The organism is Dyella terrae, assembly GCF_022394535.1.
Classification (GTDB): Bacteria; Pseudomonadota; Gammaproteobacteria; order Xanthomonadales; family Rhodanobacteraceae; genus Dyella.
In genome coordinates, this window is the sequence record NZ_CP089414.1 from 1,850,253 (window position 1) to 1,874,642 (window position 24,390).

General features: G+C 63.5%; 18 protein-coding genes and 1 pseudogene. 16 read left to right on the plus strand and 3 right to left on the minus strand.

Translation table 11 applies throughout. The features are described 5' to 3' along the window. Positions 1-69: 69 nt before the first annotated feature. The gene (locus tag DYST_RS07770) at positions 70-1,008 is read right to left on the minus strand and encodes an alpha/beta hydrolase (protein WP_239951130.1); all 939 of its coding nucleotides are present in this window, start codon (positions 1,006-1,008) and stop codon (positions 70-72) included. Further along, positions 1,005-1,628, minus strand: coding sequence for a TetR/AcrR family transcriptional regulator (locus DYST_RS07775; protein WP_239951131.1), 624 nt, complete (start codon positions 1,626-1,628; stop codon positions 1,005-1,007). The genes DYST_RS07770 and DYST_RS07775 overlap by 4 nt, the downstream gene beginning before the upstream one ends. Before the next feature lie 177 nt (positions 1,629-1,805). On the opposite strand from DYST_RS07775, the gene DYST_RS07780 reads away from it, so the two are divergent. Together DYST_RS07780 and DYST_RS07785 are read left to right on the plus strand one after the other, a co-directional pair. After that, a complete protein-coding gene (locus DYST_RS07780) occupies positions 1,806-2,132 on the plus strand; it encodes a hypothetical protein (protein ID WP_239951132.1) in 327 nt (108 codons plus the stop codon). Positions 2,133-2,371: 239 nt separating this feature from the next. Further along, positions 2,372-2,725, plus strand: a complete 354-nt coding sequence (locus tag DYST_RS07785; RefSeq protein ID WP_102302390.1) for a YXWGXW repeat-containing protein — start codon at positions 2,372-2,374, stop codon at positions 2,723-2,725. A 59-nt stretch (positions 2,726-2,784) separates the two neighbouring features. Here DYST_RS07785 and DYST_RS07790 read toward each other — a convergent pair whose 3' ends face one another. Next, a complete protein-coding gene (locus DYST_RS07790; RefSeq protein ID WP_239951133.1) occupies positions 2,785-3,525 on the minus strand; it encodes an AraC family transcriptional regulator in 741 nt (246 codons plus the stop codon). Between the two features lie 222 nt (positions 3,526-3,747). Here DYST_RS07790 and DYST_RS07795 point away from each other — a divergent pair. The 14 genes and pseudogenes from DYST_RS07795 (at position 3,748) to yccS (ending at position 24,382) form a co-directional block, all read left to right on the plus strand. After that, positions 3,748-4,613: pseudogene (locus DYST_RS07795) on the plus strand (proline racemase family protein). Then, positions 4,610-5,722: an NAD(P)/FAD-dependent oxidoreductase gene (locus tag DYST_RS07800; RefSeq protein ID WP_239951134.1), complete on the plus strand. Its 1,113-nt coding sequence runs from the start codon at positions 4,610-4,612 to the stop codon at positions 5,720-5,722. The pseudogene DYST_RS07795 and the gene DYST_RS07800 overlap by 4 nt, the downstream one beginning before the upstream one ends. Further along, positions 5,719-5,964, plus strand: coding sequence for a 2Fe-2S iron-sulfur cluster-binding protein (locus tag DYST_RS07805; RefSeq protein WP_239951135.1), 246 nt, complete (start codon positions 5,719-5,721; stop codon positions 5,962-5,964). Before DYST_RS07800 ends, DYST_RS07805 begins: the two co-directional genes overlap by 4 nt. Next, positions 5,957-7,243, plus strand: a complete 1,287-nt coding sequence (locus tag DYST_RS07810) for an FAD-dependent oxidoreductase (RefSeq protein ID WP_239951136.1) — start codon at positions 5,957-5,959, stop codon at positions 7,241-7,243. The genes DYST_RS07805 and DYST_RS07810 overlap by 8 nt, the downstream gene beginning before the upstream one ends. A gap of 2 nt (positions 7,244-7,245) precedes the next feature. Continuing rightward, positions 7,246-8,151, plus strand: coding sequence for a dihydrodipicolinate synthase family protein (locus DYST_RS07815; RefSeq protein ID WP_102302396.1), 906 nt, complete (start codon positions 7,246-7,248; stop codon positions 8,149-8,151). 1 nt (position 8,152) lies between these two features. Beyond that, complete coding sequence (locus DYST_RS07820) at positions 8,153-9,745, plus strand: aldehyde dehydrogenase (NADP(+)) (RefSeq protein WP_239951138.1); 1,593 nt, start codon at positions 8,153-8,155, stop codon at positions 9,743-9,745. Beyond that, the gene (locus DYST_RS07825) at positions 9,745-10,953 is read left to right on the plus strand and encodes a M24 family metallopeptidase (protein ID WP_239951140.1); all 1,209 of its coding nucleotides are present in this window, start codon (positions 9,745-9,747) and stop codon (positions 10,951-10,953) included. Before DYST_RS07820 ends, DYST_RS07825 begins: the two co-directional genes overlap by 1 nt. 104 nt (positions 10,954-11,057) lie before the next feature. Next, positions 11,058-12,812 (plus strand): DUF885 domain-containing protein, encoded by a 1,755-nt coding sequence (locus tag DYST_RS07830; RefSeq protein WP_428993966.1) that lies wholly within the window; start codon positions 11,058-11,060, stop codon positions 12,810-12,812. 72 nt (positions 12,813-12,884) lie between these two features. Then, the gene (locus DYST_RS07835) at positions 12,885-14,291 is read left to right on the plus strand and encodes an amino acid permease (RefSeq protein ID WP_239951141.1); all 1,407 of its coding nucleotides are present in this window, start codon (positions 12,885-12,887) and stop codon (positions 14,289-14,291) included. A gap of 218 nt (positions 14,292-14,509) precedes the next feature. Further along, positions 14,510-14,959, plus strand: coding sequence for a beta-L-arabinofuranosidase domain-containing protein (locus DYST_RS23985; protein WP_275666943.1), 450 nt, complete (start codon positions 14,510-14,512; stop codon positions 14,957-14,959). Next, positions 14,904-16,472, plus strand: coding sequence for a beta-L-arabinofuranosidase domain-containing protein (locus DYST_RS07840; RefSeq protein WP_275666944.1), 1,569 nt, complete (start codon positions 14,904-14,906; stop codon positions 16,470-16,472). Before DYST_RS23985 ends, DYST_RS07840 begins: the two co-directional genes overlap by 56 nt. A gap of 176 nt (positions 16,473-16,648) precedes the next feature. Next, a complete protein-coding gene (locus DYST_RS07845) occupies positions 16,649-19,540 on the plus strand; it encodes a TonB-dependent receptor (protein WP_239951142.1) in 2,892 nt (963 codons plus the stop codon). Positions 19,541-19,786: 246 nt separating this feature from the next. Continuing rightward, positions 19,787-20,890: a Glu/Leu/Phe/Val dehydrogenase dimerization domain-containing protein gene (locus DYST_RS07850; RefSeq protein WP_102302403.1), complete on the plus strand. Its 1,104-nt coding sequence runs from the start codon at positions 19,787-19,789 to the stop codon at positions 20,888-20,890. Between the two features lie 1,341 nt (positions 20,891-22,231). Further along, complete coding sequence (gene yccS, locus DYST_RS07855) at positions 22,232-24,382, plus strand: YccS family putative transporter (protein ID WP_239951143.1); 2,151 nt, start codon at positions 22,232-22,234, stop codon at positions 24,380-24,382. Positions 24,383-24,390: the final 8 nt, after the last annotated feature.

Below are 24,390 nucleotides of genomic sequence, written 5' to 3' on the forward strand. Positions count from 1 at the left end.
GCCACTGGATTCCGGCCTTCGCCGGAATGACGGCCATGGAGGTTACGTGCTCCGCCTCGCTAGGGTCCTTCAGCCATCACCAAACGGCAAGTTGGGCGACGACACGACACGTTCGCCGACGTTCTCGCCACGCAGGAACGCCAGGGACACGTCGATCACTTCCGGCGCATCGAGCACGTGGTGATGCCCCAGCCCTTGCGTGGTGTGCAGGCGCGCACCACGCCAGTGGCGGGCATAGCGCTCCCCTTCGGCCCATGGCACGTCGTGATCGTCCATGTCGTGCACGATCAGCGCCGGCTGCCCCAGTGACGGCAAATGGCGGTGCACCTGCAGGTCGTGAATATTGATCCCGGTCATCGCCTGCAGGCTGTCATGCAGGCGGCCACGCAGGTGTTCTCCCAGGCGCACGAAATGCGTGAAGCGCTGGGTGGCGGCCACCGGATCGGCGGCAGGTGCGATAAGGATGAGCTTGTGCGAATGCCACGCCTCGTCCTGTGCCAGGGCAGCGGCCGCGCCACCCAGCGAGTGCGCGATAGTCACTGCAGCGTCGCCGTAATGGCGCCCGACTTCGCGCACGGTCTCGATGAAATCGGGCAGCGTGCAGTGCCGTCCGTCGCTCAAGCCATGGCCGGGCTGGTCGAACGCCACCAGGGCATAGCCCATCTCGCGCAAAGGCTTCACCCACGGCAGATAGCGCAGACCAAAGCTGGACCAGCCGTGCACCAGCAGTACATAGGGCTGACGCGATGGATCGCCCCACGTGTAAGTGGCAATGCGCTGGCCACGGACCTGCAACTCACCGCGCTGCATCTCCGGCCCCGGCTTGGCCGCCCGTGCACGCGCCCGGCTGCTGGCGAACGGGGTGATGAAGATCCGCAACGCCCGCTGCACCGCGCGTTTCGGCGCAATGCGGCTGCCCAGTGCGAAGCCCGCGCGTACGGCGCCGATCGTGATGGGCCCGGGGCCGCGACGACGGGGTTTGACGGTGGTGGTGGTTTGGCGAGTCATGGCGCAGTCCTCCGCTCCGATAGCGGGTTATAGCTGGCGAGCAGGCGCTCGAAGCCTGCCAGCGCGTGGCGGCAGGCTTCGTCGAATCCAAACAGGCCCGCATCGTGGTGCAGACCCAGCATGAGGGCGTAGATTTCAAAGGCGAGCTGCGAGGGATCGGTATCCGCGCCCAGCTCTCCGTTCTCGATCGCGTGACCGATGGCGCGGCACATCTCCTGTCGCCAGCCGGCTTGGCTCTTCGTCACGCTGTCACGCAACGGGCCTTCGCGGCCGTCGTACTCGCTGGCGGCGGTGAGCAGCACGCAACCGCTCTGGTACTCGCGCCCCCAGTCCACCCAGTTGGCAACGATGGCGCGTATGCGGGGCAGACCACGAGGCAATTTCAGCGCGGGCCACTTCACCCGCTGCAGGAAACGCTGCTGACCCAGTTCCAGCACGGCTAACTGCAGGTCTTCGCGGGAACCGAAATGCGCGAAGACACCGCTCTTGGACATGCCCACGTCTTGCGCCAGCGAGCCAATGGATAGCCCTTCCAGGCCGTCCCGGCGCGCCATGTCGTAGGCGTGATCAAGGATGAGTTCGCGTGTGGTGGCGCGTTTGCTGAGGGCGACGGAGTTCATGCCCCATAAAATAGCACGACCGTTCGTTCTTTTATCGTCAAGAAAACTGAACGAAATATCGCTACAAGCCCACACAAACCTGAACGAGCCCGGCTCGAGTCGTCAACACGGCAGGGAAATGCGCCGTTCCCCGCCCTGAAGCCGCACGTTGCGGCCGACATCAAGGGAGACAACATCATGCTGAGCATCACCCGCAAACTCGCCCTGCTCGCGGCCCTAGGCGTTGCGGGCGCCGGCGCCGTGACCTATGCACCGGACGCCTCCGCCCAGGTATCGGTGTCGGTCGGCATTGGCGTCGCCCCGCCGCCGCCGCGCTATGAAGTCGTGCCTCCGCCGCGCGTGGGTTACGCGTGGGCACCGGGCTACTGGCGCTGGGATGGCCATCGCCACGTCTGGATGGGTGGCTATTGGGTCCGCGCCCGCCCGGGCTACGTCTATCACCAGTCCCGCTGGGAACACGCACGCGATGGTTGGCGCTGGCATGACGGCTATTGGGGCCGCTGATGCCGCACATCTTTGCGGCGAAGCGTCAACGCCGCGCGGGCTTCCCGGACAGGAATGGCATTGCGTCAGGCACATAGGGCAAAACGGTCGGGACGCCATCCGCGGCCGACCCACAAAACCATCGTAAATACTTGCAGTAAAAGAAAAAAACGATCATCCGCAAGAAAGGTAAGCCTCAGCCTTACGCGTCATTGTCCGACCACCACACTCACTTACTCTTCACAGAGGCAACGTCACCTATGCAGATTCGTCTCGTCGCACTTACCGCCCTGACCCTGATGGCCAGCGGCTGCGTCGTGGAACAGCCCGTGCACCATCCCCGCCCCGTCGTGGTCGAGGAACAACCGGTGCAGCGCGAATACGTGGAAGTGATCGCTCCGCAGCCGCCGCCGACCGTGTTGATCGAGGAAGAGCCCCCGCACCGTCCCGGCTATATCTGGGCTCGCGGCTACTGGCATTGGAACGGCCATCAGTACATCGCGGTCCACGGTCACTGGGAAGGTGAGCGCCAGGGCTACCACTACGTGCATCCGCACTACGTGCAGCGCAACGATGGCTGGCACCTCAATGTCGGCGTATGGGTCCAGGGCTAATTCCCTTCCTCATACGGCTCCAAAAAAAGCCCCGCCTCGTGCGGGGCTTTTTTTGGGCCTCAGACCACCAGGTCGGGTTCCGGCAGACGCCGGCTTCCGCCAACCGCCGTCACCAGGGCGCGGTAATCACGCGGTGTCATGCCTACGGTGGATTTGAACTGGCGAGCAAACGCGCTCTGGTCCGCAAAACCGCAGGCGAGTCCGATAGATGCCACGCTCTCGCTGCCGTGCAAAAGGCGCATGGCTTCCTCGATGCGCAATTTGGTCTGTAGCTGTTGCGGCGTCAGCTGAAACACTTTGCGGAAGTGCCGCTCTAGTTGCGCCACGGATAGGTCCGCCAATTCCGCCAGGTGCGCCACGCGCACGCCTTCGGCGTAGTGCTCTTGCAAATAAGCCAGTACCCGGCGCAAACGCGCATACGTGGGATGACGCCCATCCGGCCGGCCCAGGTCACGCGAGATGCCAACAATGCCGCGCACCTCGCCACGCTGTCGCAAGGGGCGCTTGCAGGTCAGGCACCAACCCGTGGCGCGATTGGAGAACATGTGCACTTCAAGCTGGTTCTCGATCACCTCGCCATCAAGCACGCGCTGGTCCTGCGTGGCATAGGAACCACCCAATGCGGTGGGAAACAACTCAGTCACGTTGCGACCGATCACATCGCTGCGATGCTTGAGCCCCAGGCGTCGCACCAGGGTGAGGTTGGCATGCGTGTAGCGCCCTTCGCTGTCCTTCACGAAGAACACGACATCAGGCACGGCGTCAAATAGCGCTTCCAGTTCGTCGGCGGAAATCTTCATCTCGGTGAAAGCCCTCTACCCCGCGCCAAGCCTTGCTGCGACTGCAGCATAGGCCGAACACGTGAATGTGCATTGTGCCGATTTCCGCATCGCAGGACGCCAAGCTTTTCTAGACGGTCCAGCCGATACAGCGCGAGCATAAGCGCCATGCATACCATAGACGTGATCGACTCACATACCGGCGGCGAACCGACCCGTGTCGTGATTGCCGGCTTTCCCGACCTGGGCAACGGCACGCTGATGGAGCAACGCGAGCGCTTCCGTCGCGACTTCGACAAGTGGCGCAGCGCCATTGCGTGCGAACCGCGCGGCTCCAGCACCGTTGTCGGCGCGTTGCTGTTGCCGCCGAAGACGGAAGGCGCATGCGCCAGCGTCATCTACTTCAACAACGTGTCGTATCTCGGCATGTGTGGCCACGGCACTATCGGCCTGGTGCGCACGTTGCAGCACATGGGCCGTATCGGCCCGGGCAAGCACCGCATCGATACGCCGGTGGGCACGGTGGGCGCCGAACTGCATGAGGACGGCCGCGTCACCATCGACAACGTGGAGAGCTATCGTCACGCCGCCGACGTCAGCGTCGACTTGCCGGGTTATGGCCGTGTCACTGGCGATATCGCCTGGGGCGGCAACTGGTTCTACATCACCCACGACACACCGCTGCCGGTGGAAATTCAGCACCAGCGCGCGCTCACCACCTACACCGAGGCCGTGCGCCACGCACTGGAAGCCAACGGCATCACCGGCGCGGAAGGCGGCGAAATCGATCACATCGAGGTCAACACGAAGTCTCCGGTCGCCGGACTGGACGGCCGGAACTTCGTGTCGTGCCCCGGTCTGCCTACGACCGCTCGCCCTGTGGCACCGGCACCAGCGCCAAGCTGGCCTGCCTCGCCGCAGACCGCAAACTTGCGCCGGGCGAACCCTGGATGCAGGAAAGCATCCTCGGCAGCGTCTTTGAAGGCCGCTACACGCACAGTGAGCGCGGCGTGCTTCCGCAGATCACCGGCACCGCCTTCGTAGTGGCGCAAAGCACCTTGTTGTTCGACGAGGCTGATGCCTTTACCTGGGGTAGCGGCGCGGAATGAATGGCACCGCCGCCACGTTCGACCTGATCGTCATCGGCGCAGGCATCGTCGGCGCTGCATGCGCTGACGCGGCGAGCGCGGAAGGTATGCGCGTGGCCATCATCGAGCCCGGCCCGATCGGCGGCGGCGCGACGGCGGCGGCGATGGGTCATCTGGTAGCCATGGATGACGACCCGGCCGAACTCGCCTTGGCGCGTTACTCCCTGCGTCTGTGGGAAGCATTCGCCGATCTGAAAGAGGCTGAATTCAGCCGCTGTGGCACGTTGTGGGTGGCGCGCAACGACAACGAACTGGCCGTCGCTAGCCAACGCATAGCGCGCCTGAGTGCCGCCGACATCGACGCGCGCCTGCTCGACGCCGCAACGCTCTATGAACTGGAACCCGCCCTGGTGCCGGGCCTTGCCGGTGGCATGTTGGTGCCTCGCGAAGCCGTGGTGTATCCGCCGCGCGTCGCCAGCCATCTGGTGCAACGCGCGCAATCGCGCGGTGCACGACTGTACGCAGGCCGCCGCGCGCAAACACTGCAGCGCGGTGGCGTACTGCTCGATGACGACACGCGTCTGTCCGGCCCTGTACTGGTCGCTACTGGCTGCGCGCTGCCCGCACTGCTGCCCATGCTTCCCATGCGGGCACGCAAAGGCCATCTCGTCATTACCGATCGTTATCCCGGCTTCATCCGTCATCAGTTGCTTGAACTGGGCTATGCCGACAGCGCCCATGGCGATGCCGATAGCAGCGTGGCATTCAACGTGCAGCCTCGTCCGACCGGTCAGATCCTGATCGGCTCGTCGCGCGAATTCCGCGCGAACGATGCCGCCGTATCGCCATCCATGGTGAAACGCATGCTGGAACGCAGCTTCGCCTTCGTGCCGGGTTTGCAAAACTTGCAGGCGCTGCGCATCTGGACCGGCTTTCGCCCCACCACGCCGGATGGACGTCCGTATCTCGGCGCGGTACCTGATGCCGTCGACCAATGGGTGGCCGCGGGACATGAAGGCCTTGGTGTTACCACCGCGCTGGGTAGCGCGAAGTTGTTGATTGACCTGATTCACGGTCGGCAGCCTGCTATTGATCCCGCGCCGTATGCGCCCTCGAGGATGGTCGCATGACTGCTCGGGTGCGACTCACCGTGAATGGTCATCCAGTGGATGTGCCGGTTGGCGCCAGCGTTGCCGCGGCCGTAGCTCACGTGACGATGCGTTTCCGCCGCTCGGTGAACGACGCGCCTCGTGCACCGCTGTGCGGCATGGGCGTGTGCTTCGAATGCCGTGTGCAGGTGGATGGCATCGCGCATGTTCGCGCCTGCATGACGCCGGCCAGCGAAGGCATGCAGGTGGTCACCGATGCGTGATCACTACGACGTCCTCGTGATCGGCGCCGGACCTGCGGGAATGTCCGCAGCGAAGACGGCTGCTGCGTATGGAGCACGGGTGGGTTTGCTCGACGCGCAGCCACGCCCCGGCGGGCAAGTGTGGCGACACGATGTGCAACATTCCTTGCCACGTGCTGCACGCCAGGTTGTCGACGGCTTGCAAGGTGTGGAATGGCTGGCGCAGCACAGCGTAGTCGCGACGGAGTCACCGGCACTGCGTGTGGAGACACCGCAAGGCACACGGCTTCTTTCCTACGGTTCGCTGGTGCTCGCCACCGGTGCGCGCGAACTGCTACTGCCCTTCCCTGGCTGGACGCTTCCCGGCGTCACCGGTGCCGGCGGCTTGCAGGCACTGGCCAAGCAAGGCTGGCCCGTAGCCGGCAAACGGGTGGTGATCGGTGGAAGCGGCCCCCTTTTGCTGGCCGCTGCGGATACGTTGCGCAAGCATGGCGCGCGAGTGATCAGTATCTACGAACAGGCCTCCGCCGCCGCCGTTCGATCCTTCGCCACTCAACTTCGGCACTGGCCCGCACGTGCGTGGCAAGCGGCCGGACTTCGGCTGCGTCTCGCGGGCATCCCCTATCGTTTCGGCTCGTTCGTGCGCAAAGCCCACGGCGATGGCGGCGTGCAGCGTGTGGACATCGACACCCCGCATGGCGTGCGAACCGTGGAGTGCGATCTGCTCGCCGTGGGTTATGGGCTCGTACCCAATACCGAGCTCGCCTCCCTGCTCGGCTGCGTGCTGGACCACTCGGATATCCATCCGCGTGTACGGGTCGACACACTGTTTCGCACCAGCGTGGCGAACGTGTATGCCGCAGGCGAGTCCTGCGGTATCGGCGGCCTGTCCGTGGCACGCGTCGAAGGGGCCATTGCGGGCCACATGGCCATCAACCATACCGATGCCGCAGGCGCGCTACTGATGCAACGCGACAGCGAACGGTGCTTCGGCGCGCTGCTCGCCAAGCATTTCGCACTCGATCCGCGCCTGCACAAGCTCGCCGACGACCTCACCCTGGTCTGTCGCTGCGAGGACGTACGCATGGGTGAGCTCGCCGGTTTCACCGATGCACGGGCCGCAAAACTCATTACACGCTGCGGCATGGGTGCCTGCCAAGGGCGCATCTGCGGCACAGCGCTGGCTGAGTTGGGCCGCTTTCCCCGCAGCGGCGCACGGCCGCCTATTTTCCCCGCCCGACTGGCCACGCTGGCCGGGCTTGCCAACCTTCCTTCTGACGACGCACAACGAGGTAGCTGATCATGAGCAACGCATCCATCTGGCACGGCGTGATTCCCGCCATCACCACGCCGTTCACCGCCGACGGCCAGGTCGATCACGACTTCCTCGCCAAGCACGCACGCACGCTGATCGACAGTGGCTGCAAGGGCATCGTCCCGCTCGGCTCGCTAGGCGAAGCAGCCACGCTTTCCTTCGACGAAAAGCTGGACATCATCCGCACGCTGGTGAAGGCGCTCGACGGTCGCGCGCCGGTTATCCCGGGCATCGCCGCACTGTCCACCGATGAAGCCGTGCGCCTCGCGCGCCAAGCCAAGGCACTGGGCGCTTCCGGCCTGATGGTGCTGCCGCCGTATGTCTACTCCACCGATTGGCGCGAGATGGGCGCACACCTGCGTGCCGTGATCGCCGCGACCGACCTGCCCTGCATGCTCTACAACAACCCCATTGCCTACAAGACGGATTTCTCGCCGGAACAGATCGCTGAACTCGCGCATGAATTCCCGAATGTGCAGGCGGTGAAGGAGTCCTCTGGCGATGTGCGCCGCTTCGCCGCGCTGCGCTCGCTGCTGGGCAACCGTCTGGAGCTGCTCGTGGGCATGGACGACGCCATCGTGGAAGGCGTGGCGATGGGCGCGCGCGGCTGGATCGCGGGCTTGGTCAATGCGTACCCGAAGGAGTCCGTGAAGCTGTTCGAACTGGCGCGTGACGGTGGCGCCGATGCGGCGGCCGAATTGTATGCCTGGTTCCTGCCGCTGCTGCGCCTGGATACGGTGCCCAAGTTCGTGCAGCTGATCAAACTGGTGCAGGAAAAGGTCGACATGGGCAGCGAACGCGTGCGCGCGCCGCGTCTCGCCATGCACGGTGCCGAACGCGACGCTGCGATGCGCGTGATTGATCACGCCATCGCCCACACACCGGTGCTCTGACATGAATGCACAGCCTCTGCTGATCGGCGGCGAATGGCGCCAGGCGCGCGAGCTGCTCGGTGCCTTCCGAGCGGAAGACCCGACCACGGGCGACCCGATCGGGCCCGCGTTCCCCCTTTGTGGTGCGGCAGATCTGGAGGCGGCGATCAGCGCCGCCTCCACCGTGGCCAACGAACTCGCTGCTGCGCCGCCCGAGCGCATCGCGGCGTTTCTTGAAGCCTACGCGACAGGCATCGAGGCGAACGCCGAGGCGCTGGTCGATCTCGCCCACGCGGAAACGGCACTGCCCAAGCAACCGCGACTCGCCACCGTGGAGTTGCCGCGCACCACCAACCAGTTGCGCCTTGCCGCGAAGGCCGTGCGCAGCTACGCATGGACCCAGCCGGTGATCGACACCGCCACCGGCCTGCGTGCACATCGTGCACCGCTATCCAAGCCGGTGCTGGTGTTCGGCCCCAACAACTTCCCGTTCGCGTTCAACGCCGTGGCGGGCAGCGACTTCGCTTCGGCCATCGCCGCTCGCAATCCCGTGATCGCCAAGGCGCACCCCTCGCACCCGGCGACCAGCGAACGCCTCGCGCGCATCGCCTTGGTCGCGCTTCAACAGGCCGGCCTGCCATCGGCTTCCGTGCAACTGCTCTATCACTTCGACTACGCCGCAGGCTCCCGCCTTGCCGGTGATGCGCGCCTGGGAGCGGTGGGTTTCACCGGTAGTCGCGCGGGCGGACTGGCGCTGAAAGCTGCGGCCGACAAGGCAGGCATTCCCGCCTATGTCGAACTATCCAGTGTGAATCCCGTGTTCCTGCTGCCGGGTGCATTGGCCGAACGCGGCACGGCGCTTGCGCAGGAGTTCTTCGCGTCTTGCACGATGGGTAGCGGCCAGTTCTGCACTAATCCCGGCGTGGTAATCGTGCCGCAAGGCACGGACGGCGATGCCTTTGTTGCCACCGCAACGTCGCACTTCGCGGCGGCCGCACCCAGCGTGCTGTTCTCTCGTGGCGTGCTGGATCACCTGCAACACGGTGTGGCGACTTTGTGCGAGGCCGGTGCTGAGGTGCTTGCCGGCGGCACGGTGGGCGAGCCCGGCTTCCGCTATGCGCCCACGCTGCTGAGCGTGGATGCCGATACCTTCCTGCGCGCACCCAAGGCCTTGCAGACCGAGGCCTTCGGCCCCGTCAGCCTGCTGGTCCGCGTGCGCGATGTCGCGCAGATGGCGCAGGTGGCGCAAGCGTTCGAAGGCAATCTCACCGGTACGATCTACAGTGCCATCGATGGCGGCGACGATACGGCATGGCCGACCGTTGCCCATGCGCTGCGCCCGCGCGTGGGACGCCTGATCGGCAACCGCATGCCCACCGGCGTCGCGGTGAGCCCAGCCATGAACCACGGCGGCCCCTACCCCAGCACCGGACACCCGGGTTTCACAGCAGTAGGTATGCCAGCGGCCATTACGCGCTTCACCGCGCTGCATAGCTACGACAACGTGCCCGAGACGCAGTTGCCGCACGAGTTGCGTGACGGCAACCCCGACGGTATCGCACGTCTGGTGGATGGCGTGTGGCGCACGAACGATCTCGCTCACGGAGCATCGTGATGGGTACGCACGCACAGATCGGTGGACTCGACCCTGCACAAGCACGCGCCTCGCTCGCGCACTGGCAGGACACCGCGCCACCGATCGACGCCAACGAGTACCAACAACGCATCGAGCGCGCCCGCGCCCTGCTGCGCGAGCAAGGCGTCGATGCCCTGCTGATCACCGCAGGCACCTCGCTACGCTATTTCACCGGCGTACCGTGGGGCGCCAGCGAACGCCTCGTGGGCATGTTGCTCACCGCGCGTGGTGAGCCCATCGTCATCTGCCCCGGTTTCGAAGCCGGCTCGCTGAAACCCGTGCTGCGCATTCCGGCCGACATTCGCCTATGGGAAGAGCACGAGGATCCCCAGCAGCTCGTCGCCGCTGCGCTGCGCGAGCGGGGGGCCGGCAGCCTGGCGCTTGATCCCGCTGCGCCTTACGTCGTCGCCTCGCGTCTGCGCGCCGTGCTCGGTGGCAAGCCGCTGAGCGACGCCAGTGTCATCGTCGATAGCTGCCGCATGTGTAAATCATCGGCGGAACTGGCCCTGATGAAACAGGCCACGGCGATGACGTTACACGTGCATCGTCTCGCTGCAGGGCTGATCCGTGAAGGCATCAGTCGCACCGAACTCGTACGCTTCATCGACGACGCGCATCGCGCATTGGGTGCGGATAACGGCTCCACCTTTTGCATCGTGCAGTTCGGTCAGGCTACCGCCTACCCGCACGGCGTTCCCGGCGAGCAGTACCTGCAACCGAGCGAACTGGTGTTGATCGACACCGGCTGCACCGTGCAGGGCTACCACTCGGACATCACTCGCACTTATATCTTCGGACAGCCAAGTACGGAGCAGGCGCGCATCTGGGAACTGGAGCAGGCGGCTCAGCGCGCTGCGTTCGAGGCCATACGGCCCGGGGTTGCCTGCGAAGCCGTGGATGCCGCAGCACGCCGCGTAGTCGAAAAGGCTGGCTTGGGGCCGGACTACCGCTTGCCAGGCATTCCGCATCGCACCGGCCACGGCTGCGGCCTGAGCATTCACGAAACTCCGTACCTGGTGCGTGGCGATCACACGCTGTTGCAACCGGGCATGTGCGCCAGCAACGAACCGATGATCGTGGTGCCCGACCGTTTCGGTGTGCGCCTGGAAGATCATTTCTACGTCACCGAGGATGGCGCTGCCTGGTTTACGCCGCCCTCGCCCGCCATCGATCAGCCCTTCGCATGATCTCGACACCACCATGTAGGAGCGCACCTTGTGCACGACCGTCGCCCGGCGACGGCTCACGCACAAGGTGCGCTCCTGCAGGTGCATACACCTAGGACAGCGACATGAAGCCCCTCATCCTTGCCCTTGCCTGCACACTCTGCTTCGCCGCCATGCTGCCGGCACACGCAGACGACGACACCACCACCCGCTTCCATACGATCTACACCCGGGAGTGGGCCTGGCGACAAGCGCAGTTCAAGGGGGAGGATGACGAAGACAGCCACGACAGCGCGCTGGCCGATCACCTGCCCAAGGTCGACGCCGCCACGCAGGCCGAGCGCGAACGCTACTGGGCCGACGTGCTGAAACAGCTCGACGCGATGTCGCCCACCCAATTGCATGGCGATGATCCGGTCAACTACGCCGTCTACCGCAACCAGATCCAGACCTTGCTGGCCGACCAGCAATTCCACACCTGGGAAATGCCGTTCAATAGCGACTCGGCGTTCTGGACCAACCTGGGCTTCACCGCGCGCCGCACGCTGCGCACAGCGGACGATTACCGCCACTACATCGACCAACTGAGGGACATCCCGCGCTATTTCGATGAGCAGACCGCCAACATGCGCGCGGGCCTTGCCCGTGGCTTCAGCGTGCCCCGCGTGACGCTGACTGGGCGCGATCAGTCCATCGCCGACGTGGCTAACGCCAAGGGCGACGACAACCTGTTCTACACGCCGTTCCGCAAGATGCCATCCATTATCCCGGCAAGCGAACAAGCGCAGTTGCGCGCGCAGGGCCGTGAAGCCATCCAGCGCTCGGTGATTCCCTCCTACGCGAAGTTGCTGGACTTCATGCAAAACACGTACATGAAGCAGGCGCGTACCACGCTCGCGGCGGAAGCCATGCCGGAGGGCAAAGCGTTCTATCAATCGCAGATCCGCGAGTTCACCACGCTGGACATGACGCCGGATGCGATTCACGACCTGGGTCTCAAGGAAGTGGCGCGTATCCATCAGGAGATGGATGAAACCATCCACGACAGCGGCTTCAAGGGTAGCTTCCCCGAGTTCCTGCATTACCTGCGCACGGATCCCAAGTTCTACCCGAAGACGCCCGACGAACTGCTCAAGGACGCCGCGTGGATCGCCAAGCGTGTGGACGGCAAGATCGGCAACTACATCGGCCGCCTGCCACGCCAGCGCTTCGCCATCGAGCCGGTGCCCGCCGATCTGGCGCCGTTCTACACAGGCGGGCGCGGTGGCCCGGGTATCTATCTGGTGAATACCTATGATCTTCCCTCGCGTCCGCTGTACTCGCTCACCGCGCTGACGTTGCACGAATCAGCACCAGGCCATGCGCTGCAAATGCCGCTGGCAGCCGAACACGAAGGCTTACCGGACTTCCGTCGCTATACCTACATCTCCGCTTACGGCGAAGGCTGGGCGCTCTACTCCGAGCGATTGGGCGTGGAGATGGACATGTATGACACGCCCTACGATCGCTTCGGTTATTTGAGCTACCAGATGTGGCGCGCCTGTCGCCTGGTGGTGGACACCGGCATCCACCACAAGGGTTGGACGCGCGAGCAGGCTCAGGCCTTCATGCGCGACAACACGGCGCTCAGCGAGCACGAAATCGAGACCGAGGTGGATCGCTACATCGCATGGCCGGGCCAGGCGCTGTCGTACTACCTGGGCGAACTGGCCATCGTTGATGCGCGCGCCAGGGCGGAAAAAGCGCTCGGGGAGCGCTTCGACCTCCGCGCGTTCCACGATACGGTGCTCTCGCTCGGCTCGGTGCCACTGCCGGTACTGCAGCAAGAGGTGGACAAGTTCATCGCAAGCGGCGGCAAGTCGCCGTACGCCACAAAGTAGTTCAGCGAGACAAGACCGGGCGCCACACCCGGCGCCCGCATAACCAGAACATAGTTTGGCGGGGAGACACCGATGAGCCTGATCAACGACATGCTGCGACGAAAGCCCGTGGAATTGCTCCAGGGTGATGCAGCGAAGGGTGGTAGCGGCTTGCGCCGTGTACTGGGCCTATGGCAACTCACCGCCATTGGCCTCGGCGGCATCATCGGCGTGGGCATCTTTGTGCTCACCGGCACCGTGGCCGCGACGCAAGCAGGCCCCGCGGTGCTGCTGTCTTTCATCATCGCCGGCATCGCCAGCGCGGCGGCAGCGTTGTGTTACGCGGAGTTCGCGGGACTCATCCCGGTGTCCGGCAGCGCCTATACCTACGGTTACGCGGTGCTGGGCGAGTTCGCCGGCTGGATCATCGGCTGGGACTTGTTGCTGGAATATGCCTTGATCGCTGCCGTGGTTGCGGTGGGCTGGTCCGGCTACATGCAGGCCCTGCTCGACGCGGCCGGCATACCGCTGCCCGTGTGGGCGCAAGGCGCATGGGGAAGCGCACCGGGCTGTGTGGTGAATCTCCCGGCCATCGTCATTTCGATGCTCATGACCGCGCTGCTCGCCGTGCGTATGGAATGGGGTGCGCGCTTCAATACGCTAATCGTAGCGATCAAGATCGCCGGTGCTGCGCTGATCGTCATCGCGGGTGCGGCCTACGTGAAGCCGGAGCGCTGGCACCCCTTTATGCCGTTCGGCATGCATGGCGTGGTGACGGGCGCGGCCGTGGTGTTCTTCGCCGTGTTCGGTTACGACATGCTCACCACCGCCGCGGAGGAATCGCGCAACCCGCAACGCGACCTTCCCCGCGCCGTGCTGCTGTCGCTGGGCATCGCGATGATTCTCTATATCGCCATCTGCCTCGTGCTCACCGGCATCGTGCCGTATACGACGCTGGACAATGCCGCACCGGTGGCCAACGCGTTCACCCGCATCGGACTGCCGTGGGCGATGGTGGTGATTTCGCTAGCATCGGTCTGCGGCATCACCAGTGTGATCTTCGCCAACCTGATGGCGGGCGCACGCATCGGCTTCAGCCTGGGACGCGACGGTCTGCTGCCCGGTTGGTTCGCTGCCGTGCATCCACGCTGGCGCACGCCACATCGTTCCACGTTTCTACTCGGTGGCGTCACGACGATAGCGGCGGGACTCTTTCCCCTTGGCGAACTGGCCAAGCTGGTTAATATCGGCGTACTTGGCGCGTTCATCGTGATCTGCTCGGCGGTGGCCGTGCTGCGCTGGCGCCAACCCGAACTGCATCGCCCTTTCCGTACGCCACTAGTACCGCTGATACCACTGATCGGCGTGGGCTTCTCGTGCTGGCTGATCTGGGGGCTGCCGATGATCACCTATATCCGTTTCACCATCTGGTTGGTACTCGGCTGCGTGCTGTACCTAGCCTACGGGCGTCGCAACAGCCGTCTCGCTGCTGCCTGCTGACACGAAACGCACGGCGATCACGTGTCACGTCCATAGTTTCGCGTGTATCTATGCGCGCGAAACGCACGAAAGAACGTCGTCGTAAAACTGTGCGGAATTCCGCACGCGATTCCCGCAAATGACACAAGACGATTTGCCTATGTGACGGCAGGATGAAATACAGAGCGGTGGAGTGCATCACCGCCACACGAGATGCTCAGACTGGTCGGGGAGGCCACATGCCTGAACGCGTCGATCACCGCAGACGCTTTCTGAAGCGCGCAGCGACGACGCTGGCGTCGCTCGCGGTCTTGCCGAAAGCGATGGCGCTTGCGCCGGACGTGGCCGATACGGCCACGCCTGCAACCCCTGGCTTTTCGCCTGGCGTGCAGGATCAGCCGGTTCGTCGTGTGTATCCCTTCGATCTGCGCCAGGTGCGCCTGCTCGACAGCGACTTCTCCCGCGCCGCGGCGATCAACCAGCGTTACCTCCACACACTTCCCGTCGACCGACTTGTCCACACGTTTCGTGTGCAGGCGGGAATCCCATCCAACGCCAAACCGTTCGGTGGCTGGGAGAAGCCCGATTGCGAATTGCGTGGTCACTTCACGGGGGGGTCACTATCTTTCAGCCGTGGCTATCGCCTATGCGACCACGGGCGATCAGGAGTTGAAGCAACGTGGCGATGAACTGGTTGCTGCGCTGGCAGCCTGCCAGCAACCCAACGGCTATCTCAGCGCGTTTCCATCGAGTTTCTTCGACCGACTGAGCAGCGGCCAGAAAGTGTGGGCGCCGTTCTACACGATCCACAAGATCCTCGTCGGCATGCTCGACATGCACGAGTACGCCGGCAATGCGCAGGCGTTACAGGTCGCCGTAGGTATCGGCAACTGGACGGTGCGCTGGCTCAACGGCTTCTCCGACGCGGAGATGGCGCACATCCTCAAGACCGAATACGGCGGCATGAACGACGGCCTGTATCGGCTCTATGCGATTACCGGCAATGGGCGCTATCTCGATGCCGCCCATCGTTTTGATCAGGCATCACTGTTCGATCCGCTGTCCGGGCATCGCGACGAATTGCAGGGGTTGCACAGCAATACGCAGATACCAAAAGTCCTTGGTGCTGCGCGCCGCTACGAATTGACCGGCGAACCGCGTTACCGACGCATCGCTGAGTTCTTCTGGGAAACGGTGACGCGCAATCGCAGCTACGCCACGGGTGGTTCGAGCAACGACGAGTTCTGGAACACACCGCCCGGTGATCTCAAAGGTCAGCTTGGCCTGTACAGCGCCGAGTGCTGCGTGGCGTACAACCTGATGAAACTGACGCGCCATATCTATGCGTGGAACGGTGACCCACGCGCGTTCGATTATTACGAGCGCACGCTCTACAACGCGCGCCTTGGTACGCAGGATGGCGACGGCATGAAGCTGTACTACTACCCGCTGCAGCCGGGCGCTGCGAAGTTCTACAACTCGCCCACGGACTCGTTCTGGTGCTGCACCGGTACCGGCGCCGAGGAGTTCGCTCGCTTCAACGACAATATTTACTTCCGCGATCACGACGATCTGTACGTCAACCTGTTCATACCGTCGGAATTGGATTGGCAGGAACGGAAGCTGCGACTGCGCCAGGAAACCGCGTTCCCGCGCGAACCACTCACAAAGTTGAAGCTGTCTCTTGCTGCGCCCACCACGTTTGCATTGAACCTGCGCGTGCCGAGCTGGATCGGCAGCGGTGCCCGCGTACGTATCAACGACCAGCCGCTCGATGTGTTTGCCTCGCCCGGAAGCTATCTGACGCTCCAGCGCGAGTGGCATGACGGTGATCGCGTCGAGATGGACCTGCCCATGCGCCTGAGCACCGAGTCCCTACCCGGCGACGACAACTTGCAGGCCACGCTCTACGGTCCGCTTGTGCTCGCGGCGCGCCTGGGCGACAAGGGCCTGACTCGCGACATGCAGTACTGCGGTTACGACGCGGCACCCAAGCCCGAACCCAAGCCGTGGCCCGCGCCACGGGTCACCGCGAGCGGTACGAATGAGGCGCCCTGGATGAACGTGCTGTCGGCGCAGGATCTGCGCTTCGAGGCACAAACCCGCGACGGCAAGCTGCCGGTCGCACCACTCAATCAAGTGCATGGCGAGCGTTACGCCGTGTACTGGCAAACGGAACCCGGCGCACTCGGCAACAGCTGAGGACGCCAACCCGCCCGCCGCCATCACGGCGGGCAGTCACGGAGTGCACTCGGCGCTCGCGCGCCGCCGCGCCTCTACAACGGCAAAACGATTCGGTTGGGCTTGCCCGACACGGCGCCGTGTTGCCTGCAGAAATAGCTCCCGAGCCCATGCCGACCTGTCACGCGAGGAACTCCATGCATCGCACGTACGACCAGCCGCCCACGCTCCGACCTAAACTGCTCACGCTTGCCCTGATGGCGCATCTCGCGATCATGGCCGTACTGGCGCCCACTATCGTTCACGCACAGGACACCGCCCCACCCGCCGACAACGCGCCGGCCACCACTGACAAGGCCAAGACACTCGAAAGCGTCACCGTCACCGGCTCACGCATCCGCCGCGTGGACGTGGAAACCGCCAATCCCGTGGTAACAGTCGACCGTTCGCAGATCGCCGCCAGCGGCAAAGCCACGCTGGGCGACATTGTGCAGGAGTTGCCATCGATCGCCGGCAACGCTACCAACGCCAACACCAACAATGGTGGTGGCACCGGCGCCGCCACGATTTCACTGCGCGGCATGGGCGACAAGCGCACGCTCATCCTGGTGAATGGCGTACGCCTGGCTTACAACGACGTCAACAGCATTCCGGCCAACATGATTGACCGCGTCGAAGTGCTGAGCGACGGCGCCTCGGCCATTTACGGTTCGGACGCCATTGGCGGCGTGGTGAACTTCATCCTGCGGGACAAGTTCGACGGCGTGCAGTTCTCCGGCGATTTCGGCGAGAGCAGTCACAGCGACGGCTTCCGCCGCAACTTCTCGCTTACCGCAGGCCATACGGGTCAGCGTGGCAGCATCGTGGCGGGCATCGACCACCAGAGCCTGGATGCGGTTTCCGCCAGCTCCCGCGCGTTCTCGCGCGATGCCCTCAACCTCACTGGTGGGCAGGTGATCGTCAGCGGATCCTCCGCCACGCCATCGGGCTCGATCACCCTTCCCCGTTCGGTCGCCGGCCAGATCGGTTGTGGCTCGCGCGTGTCGCTCAACTCTGGCGTGAGCGGTGCCACCACGCTCAACAACTATCACTGCTACAGCAACGCCGATACCTATAACTACCAAGGCGACAACATTCTGCAGACGCCACAGGAGCGCAACAGCCTCTTCCTGATTGGCAAGTACAAACTGACAGACGCTGTCGAGGCGTACGCCAACTTCTACTACACCAAGACGCAGTCGGATTCGCAGATCGCGCCCGTACCGGTGTTCGCCAATGGCGATAATTTCGTGGTCTCCGCGCAGAACTATTACAACCCGTTCGGCGTGAACTTCGGTACGGATCGCGTAACCGGAGACAACTACGGCGACTTCAACACGCGCTTCACCACGCTGGGCTACCGTCGCTATCAGTACAAGACCTACAACATGCAGTTCACGCCGGGCCTGCGCGGTAACTTCGGCGATAGCTCCTGGCAATGGGACACCAACTTCAACTACGGCAAGGTGCGACAGAAGTCCGTCAATTACGGCTTTCTCGACTACGCGCAGCTGCAGCAGGGGTTGGGGCCGTCCTTCCTCGATGCGTCCACGGGCAAGGTCACTTGCGGCACACCCGGCAGTCCGATTTCCGGTTGCACGCCGATCAATATCTTCAACGTCAACGATCCGACCACCATTGCCGCGCTGCGCGATATCCAACGCAACCCCACGGCCACCAATGACTACATCGTCAAACAGTTCGAGGCCAACGCGAACGGCAACCTGTTCAGCCTTCCCGCTGGCGAGGTGAGCCTTGCCACAGGCGTGTCCTATCGCAAGGAGAGCACATCCACCTGGACCGATCCGCTGGCGGTCGGTGATGCCAACGGTCTTTGCGGCATCGTGGAGTTCTGTACCTCGGTGCTTTCGGGCAGCTTCAACGTGAAGGAAGCCTATGCGGAAGCGCTGTTTCCCCTGCTTGCGGACAAGCCTTGGGCACAAGCGCTGAACATCACCATCGGCTCGCGTTATTCCGACTACAGCACGGCAGGTAGCAATACCAGCAGCAAGGTTGCACTGGAGTGGCGCCCCATACAGAACCTGTTGCTGCGCGGCACCGTATCCCAAGTGTTCCGCGCCCCGAACATCAACGAACTGTATTCGGGCATTGCCAACGATTCGCCGACCGTCAACGATCCCTGCAATTTCTACACAGGCGGCCACGCACAGGCCTGCGCCAACGTGCCCGTGGATGGTAGTTATCAGCAGGCTAATCCACAGATCTCCGCGAAGACCTCGGGCGCGGTGCCAGCCGGCTATCAGCTCAAGCCCGAGCAGGGAAAATCGTTCGACTTCGGCGTGGTGTACGACCCGCAATGGCTGCCGGGCCTGTCGATGAGTGCGGACGTGTGGCGCATCAACCTCAACGACACCATTACCGCGATTTCGGCACAGACCGTGCTCAACCAGTGCTACGCCAATGCAGCCAGCCCGTTCTGTAACTTCATCCATCGCTTTGACACTGGCAACATCAACTACGTGTCGGAGCCCACGGTGAACCTCGGCGCGCTATCCACCAAGGGCGTAGATGGCACCCTGGCCTATCGCTTCGACGAAACCCGCTTCGGCCGCTTCAACGCGCGACTCGATTGGACCTACGTAGCGCGCTATGACATCAACCCCGATCCGGCGGACCCGACTGCGGTCACCATCCACAACGCCGGCAAGTACACCTACGCCTATGGCAACTTCCCCCGCTGGCGTGGGCTGGCCACGCTCAACTGGACCCGCGGCCCGTGGAGCGCGAGCTGGCGCATCCGCTATATCGGCCGCACGCAGGTAGGCAGCGCCGACGAACAACAACAGCTATCGGCCGACCTTTCGATACCGGCAGTGGTACGCAGGGTGGGCGCGTATGCGTACCACAACGTGCAGGCCGGCTACGACTTCGCCCCCTGGCATACACGGCTGGACCTGGGCGTCGACAACGTGACCAACAAACAACCGCCCCTGCTCTACCAGAACAATGTGACGAACTCGAACACCGACGTAGCAACCTACGACGTGATGGGTCGGTACTACTGGCTCAGGGCAACCGTGACGTTCTGACGCCCACTGGCGTACGGGGTTACGGAAAATTTCTCCGTACGCCAACCACTTGCGGCATCGCAACAAGCCTTGCCCCGGGGACGTACTAGACTATTCAACTAAATTCATCGCCCCGACCACTGGTCGGGGTTTTGACTTTAAGGCTTTAGTTGTTAGTCCCGGCGGGGTCGCACTGGATCGAACCCCGCCTCCATTCCTGCGGATGCCCGTCCCCACAGCACCGCCAAACGTGGAGTCTCCGTTCCAATGATTTTCGAAACCATCGCCAAAACGGGTCACGAAGAAGTCGTCTTCTGCCATAACCAGGACGCCGGCCTCAAGGCCATCATCGCGATCCATAACACGGTGCTGGGCCCCTCGCTCGGCGGCCTGCGCATGTGGCCGTACAAGAGTGAGCAGGACGCGGTGAACGACGTGCTGCGCCTGTCGCGCGGCATGACCTACAAGAACGCCGTGGCCGGCCTGAACCTGGGCGGCGGCAAGGCCGTGATCATCGGCGATCCGAGCAAGGACAAGTCTGAAGCGCTGTTCCGCGCCTTCGGCCGCTTCGTCAACTCGCTCAACGGCCGCTACATCACGGCCGAGGACGTCGGCATCGACGTCAACGACATGGAATACGTGTTCCGTGAAACCGAATACGTGACCGGCGTGCACCAGGTGCACGGCGGTTCGGGCGACCCGTCGCCGTTCACCGCGTTCGGCACCTTGCAGGGCCTGATGGCCGCGCTGCAGGTCAAGCACGGTAACGAAGACGTGGGCAAGTACAGCTACGCCGTGCAGGGCTGCGGCCACGTGGGCAGCGAGTTCATCAAGCTGCTGCGCGAACAGGGCGCCAAGGTGTTCGTCACCGACATCAACAAGGATGCCGTGCAGCGTTGCGTGGACGAGCTGGGCTGCGAAGCCGTGGGCCTGGACGAGATCTACGACGTCGACGCCGACGTGTACTCGCCGTGCGCACTGGGCGGCACGCTCAACGAGCAGACCATCGACCGCATCAAGGCGAAGATCATCTGCGGCGCGGCGAACAACCAGCTGGCCACCGACGCCATTGGCGACGAACTGCAGCGTCGTGGCGTGCTGTACGCGCCGGACTATGCGGTGAACGCAGGCGGCGTGATGAACGTGTCGCTGGAAATCGACGGCTACAACCGCGAGCGCGCGATGCGCATGATGCGCACGATCTATTACAACCTGGGCCGCATCTTCGAAATCTCGAAGACGCAGGGTGTGCCGACGTATAAGGCCGCTGACCGTCTGGCTGAGGAGCGCATCGACGCTATCGGCAAGATCAAGTTGCCGAGCATGGGCAACCATGGTCCGCGCTTTGCTGGTCGCATGCGCGGTCAGTAAGTTTCGTGGTTGTTGGTTTGATGGGGACGCCGGCTTTGTGCCGGCGTTTTCTTTTTGGTGTGTTGGATGATTCGGTCGACCGGGTTTTACTCCCTCTCCCTTTTGGGGAGAGGGTTGGGGTGAGGGGTCAATCTAGCCTCGCCGTTGTTATCGTCATCCCGGCGCAGGCCGGAAGCGCTTTTCAACAGCCGAATGGCTGGTCATCCAGTGACGTTACGTTTGGTTGTCGCGTTACCGCTATCTGGCCGCCTACGCGGCGGGCGTTTCGACCTCCTGCCGGAGGCCGAGTCACTTTTCTTTGCTTGCCCAAAGAAAAGTAACCCGAAGAAAGGGCACCCCCACTTGGCGCTGGCCGGTGAAGCTGGCCAGTTCGTGAGGGGCGGCCGGGCTTTTCGACAGGGCTCCTGCCCTGGCGAAAAGGAATCGGCATCCATGCCGATCCCCCCTGCGGGCCTTTTCGTCCACCCCTCACCGCCGCACAGGGGGCCCGAAGGCCAAAAGCGCCGAGCCGAAGGCTCGTGCAGCTTCGCTGCACATCGCATCGCGGCAGGTCGCGTTGCTCCTGCCCTGAGAGCAGAGAGCCAGTACACAAAGCCAAGGCAGTAGACGGAGACGATGCGGTTACGTGGTGAGTTCTCCACACCGGTCGGGAAGCCTAGCGTCCCTTTTGCCTAGCCTCCGCGATCGGGAAGCGTAGCGACGCCTGCTTTAAGCCCTCTCCGTGACGGCGCGTTGCGAAGCGCTTCGGTGTACCCGCTGTGTAGCGGCGGAGGTTGCCAAGCCCACGATTCCTCAACCGTTCGGGCTTATCCCCGCGCCATGCAGAGCTCCTCAACGCATCGGTGCGTTGCGGTGTAGACGCATCGTCCAATAAGGAGATCGCCTGTTGCTGAATACCTCGAACTCCAATGCTCGTATTCAACACTATGCTGCCGGAGCTCTATAGGCCATTTTCTTCGGGTTACTTTTCTTTTGGGCCAGCAAAAGAAAAGTGACTCGGCCTCCGGCAGGAGGTCGAAACGCCCGCTGCGTAAGCGGCCAGGTCGCCGCCACGCGACAATCAAGCGATACCGCTACTGGACCCCGGCCCTTGCCCCCTTTTGTGGGGTGCGCCGGGGTGACGGCTAAAGATGAAGCGATAAGGCGAGCACCCGCCCCCTCCCCAACCCTCTCCCCAAAGGGGAGAGGGAGCCGGCATGAGGCGTCCCAAGCGCTTCGCGTCTACGCCCCTTCCAAACGGTCGGCCCCATGACAACGCCAAGCGCAACAACGCCACCACCCAGAACATCCCCAACCAAACGTCATCCAAACAAAAAAACAGCCACATCGTATCCTCACACCATGCTCAACTCCCTCACCCTCCGCTGGCGCCGCCTGCGCGGCTCCGACCGATACGCCGAATGCCTGCGCGTGCTGCTCGCATTGGGTGGCGCAGTAGCCTGGTGCTTTGGTACCGGCCGCGCCGAGGAGGTGGTATCGATCCTGCTTGGCGTCATCGCCTGCGCGTTAGCCGAAACGGAGGACCACTGGCGCAACCGCCTGACTACGCTGCTGCTGACGTTGACCTGCTTCGCCATCTCGGCCTTTGCCGTGCAATGGTTGTTTCCCTACCCCCTTCTGTTTGCCGTGGGTTTGCCGCTATCCACGTTTGCGCTGGTCATGTTGGGCGCGGCAAGCGAACGCTATGCCACGGTGGCGGGTGCCACCCTGCTGCTCGCCGTTTACACCATGATCTGCGCGGATCAGGCCCGCATCGGCCCCTGGTGGTATCAACCCTCGCTGCTGCTCACCGGTGCCGCGTGGTATGGCGTGCTTTCTCTGTTGTGGAGCCTGTTGGCACCACAGCAGGCGGTGCGTTTGTCGCTTGCGCGGCTATTTGATGCGCTTGCTGATTACCTTGAAGGCAAGGCTGCCTTGTTCACGCCGGTTCACGGCGTCGATCGCGAGGCGATGCAATGGTCGCTGGCGATGCAGAATGAACGTGTGGTCGAAGCGATGAACGACACGCGGCTGATGCTGGTCGACCGCATTGGCGCGCGGCGCCCGCGTGGTCAGACGGCAGAACGCCTGCAGCTGTATTTCCTGGCGCAGGATATCCACGAACGCATCAGCTCGGCGCACTATCCGTACGATGCGCTCGCCGAATCGCTGTTCCATAGCGACGTACTTTTCCGCTGCGAACATCTACTGCGACTGGAGGCAGGGACTTGCCGGCGGCGCGCTGATGCGATGCGTCTGCGCACCCATCCTCGAACGAATGCGGATAGCGAAGCATCCGTGCGCGACCTGCAGGATGCGCTCATAGCGCTGCGCGAGCAGGCGCACCCACCCGCAGCACATTTGCTTCGCTCCGTAGACGCACTGGTGCGCAATCTGACCGCCATCCAGCAGCGACTGGCCAACGATACGTTCGAGGAACTGCCTACAAACAAGCGAGAACGGGTGCTGCAGGATCCCGCGCCTCAATCGTTGGGCGATGCATGGGACCGCATTCGCATGCAGCTCACGCCGCGCTCGTTTCGCTTTCGCCACGCGATTCGTCTGGCGCTGGCACTGCTGGTGGGCTACGCCGTGCTGCATGCGGTGCATCCCAAGCATGGTTACTGGATCCTGCTGACCACCCTGCTGGTTTGTCAGCCAAGCTACGGCGCCACGCGCCTGAGGCTGGCCCAGCGCGTGGCGGGCACGGTCGCTGGCCTCGTGCTCGGTTGGGCCACGCTCCAATTGGTGCCGTTTGGCCCATGGCAAATGCTGTTGATCGTTATTTCCGGCGTGACATTCTTCGCCGCCCGCTTGCGTCGCTACACCACGGCAACGACCGCCATCACTCTGTTTGTGGTGCTCTGTTTCAACCAGGTGGGCAGCGGATACGACGCGATGTTGCCTCGCCTGCTCGACACACTCATCGGTACCGCGATTGCCGCACTCGCTATGCGATGGGTACTGCCCGATTGGCAAGGTCGGCGTTTCGACGACGTACTCGCGGACATGGTCCGCACCGACGCGCGCTACCTTGAGCAGATCATTCGCCAATACGCCAGCAGCCGCCGCGACGATCTCGACTACCGCATCGCGCGTCGTGATGCACACAATGCAAGCGCAGCGCTCAGCGCCGTGCTCGCCAACATGTTGCGCGAACCCGGCCAACATCAGCGCGGTACGGAGACACTACTGCGCTTTCTCTCCGCCGCCCATCTCTTGCTTGGCCAACTTTCCGCGCTTGGCGTGAACAGAGCAGCCATCGCCTCACCAGCCGCCAGCGAAGCTGTGACCAAAGCGGGCAAGACCACGGTGGATGCATTGGCACAGTTGGGAGATGCGTTGGCCAACGGTCTTACCGCGCAGGACAGTACCGACGATACCGCCCTGCTGGAGCCACTCGCTGCGCATATCGATGATGAAACCGCTCGGTTCGTGCTGGGCCAGCTGATGCAAGTCCTCGTTCAGCGTGATCGACTCGCTGAACTAGCTAATACGCTGAATCCCGCCTGAGGCCTTGT

Bases quoted from the DNA above. Each gene is read 5' to 3' on its own strand.
- DYST_RS07770 (WP_239951130.1), bottom strand. From the start codon at position 1,008: ATGACTCGCCAAACCACCACCACCGTCAAACCCCGTCGTCGCGGCCCC.
- DYST_RS07775 (WP_239951131.1), bottom strand. From the start codon at position 1,628: ATGAACTCCGTCGCCCTCAGCAAACGCGCCACCACACGCGAACTCATC.
- DYST_RS07780 (WP_239951132.1), top strand. From the start codon at position 1,806: ATGCTGAGCATCACCCGCAAACTCGCCCTGCTCGCGGCCCTAGGCGTT.
- DYST_RS07785 (WP_102302390.1), top strand. From the start codon at position 2,372: ATGCAGATTCGTCTCGTCGCACTTACCGCCCTGACCCTGATGGCCAGC.
- DYST_RS07790 (WP_239951133.1), bottom strand. From the start codon at position 3,525: ATGAAGATTTCCGCCGACGAACTGGAAGCGCTATTTGACGCCGTGCCT.
- DYST_RS07800 (WP_239951134.1), top strand. From the start codon at position 4,610: ATGAATGGCACCGCCGCCACGTTCGACCTGATCGTCATCGGCGCAGGC.
- DYST_RS07805 (WP_239951135.1), top strand. From the start codon at position 5,719: ATGACTGCTCGGGTGCGACTCACCGTGAATGGTCATCCAGTGGATGTG.
- DYST_RS07810 (WP_239951136.1), top strand. From the start codon at position 5,957: ATGCGTGATCACTACGACGTCCTCGTGATCGGCGCCGGACCTGCGGGA.
- DYST_RS07815 (WP_102302396.1), top strand. From the start codon at position 7,246: ATGAGCAACGCATCCATCTGGCACGGCGTGATTCCCGCCATCACCACG.
- DYST_RS07820 (WP_239951138.1), top strand. From the start codon at position 8,153: ATGAATGCACAGCCTCTGCTGATCGGCGGCGAATGGCGCCAGGCGCGC.
- DYST_RS07825 (WP_239951140.1), top strand. From the start codon at position 9,745: ATGGGTACGCACGCACAGATCGGTGGACTCGACCCTGCACAAGCACGC.
- DYST_RS07830 (WP_428993966.1), top strand. From the start codon at position 11,058: ATGAAGCCCCTCATCCTTGCCCTTGCCTGCACACTCTGCTTCGCCGCC.
- DYST_RS07835 (WP_239951141.1), top strand. From the start codon at position 12,885: ATGAGCCTGATCAACGACATGCTGCGACGAAAGCCCGTGGAATTGCTC.
- DYST_RS23985 (WP_275666943.1), top strand. From the start codon at position 14,510: ATGCCTGAACGCGTCGATCACCGCAGACGCTTTCTGAAGCGCGCAGCG.
- DYST_RS07845 (WP_239951142.1), top strand. From the start codon at position 16,649: ATGCATCGCACGTACGACCAGCCGCCCACGCTCCGACCTAAACTGCTC.
- DYST_RS07850 (WP_102302403.1), top strand. From the start codon at position 19,787: ATGATTTTCGAAACCATCGCCAAAACGGGTCACGAAGAAGTCGTCTTC.
- yccS (WP_239951143.1), top strand. From the start codon at position 22,232: ATGCTCAACTCCCTCACCCTCCGCTGGCGCCGCCTGCGCGGCTCCGAC.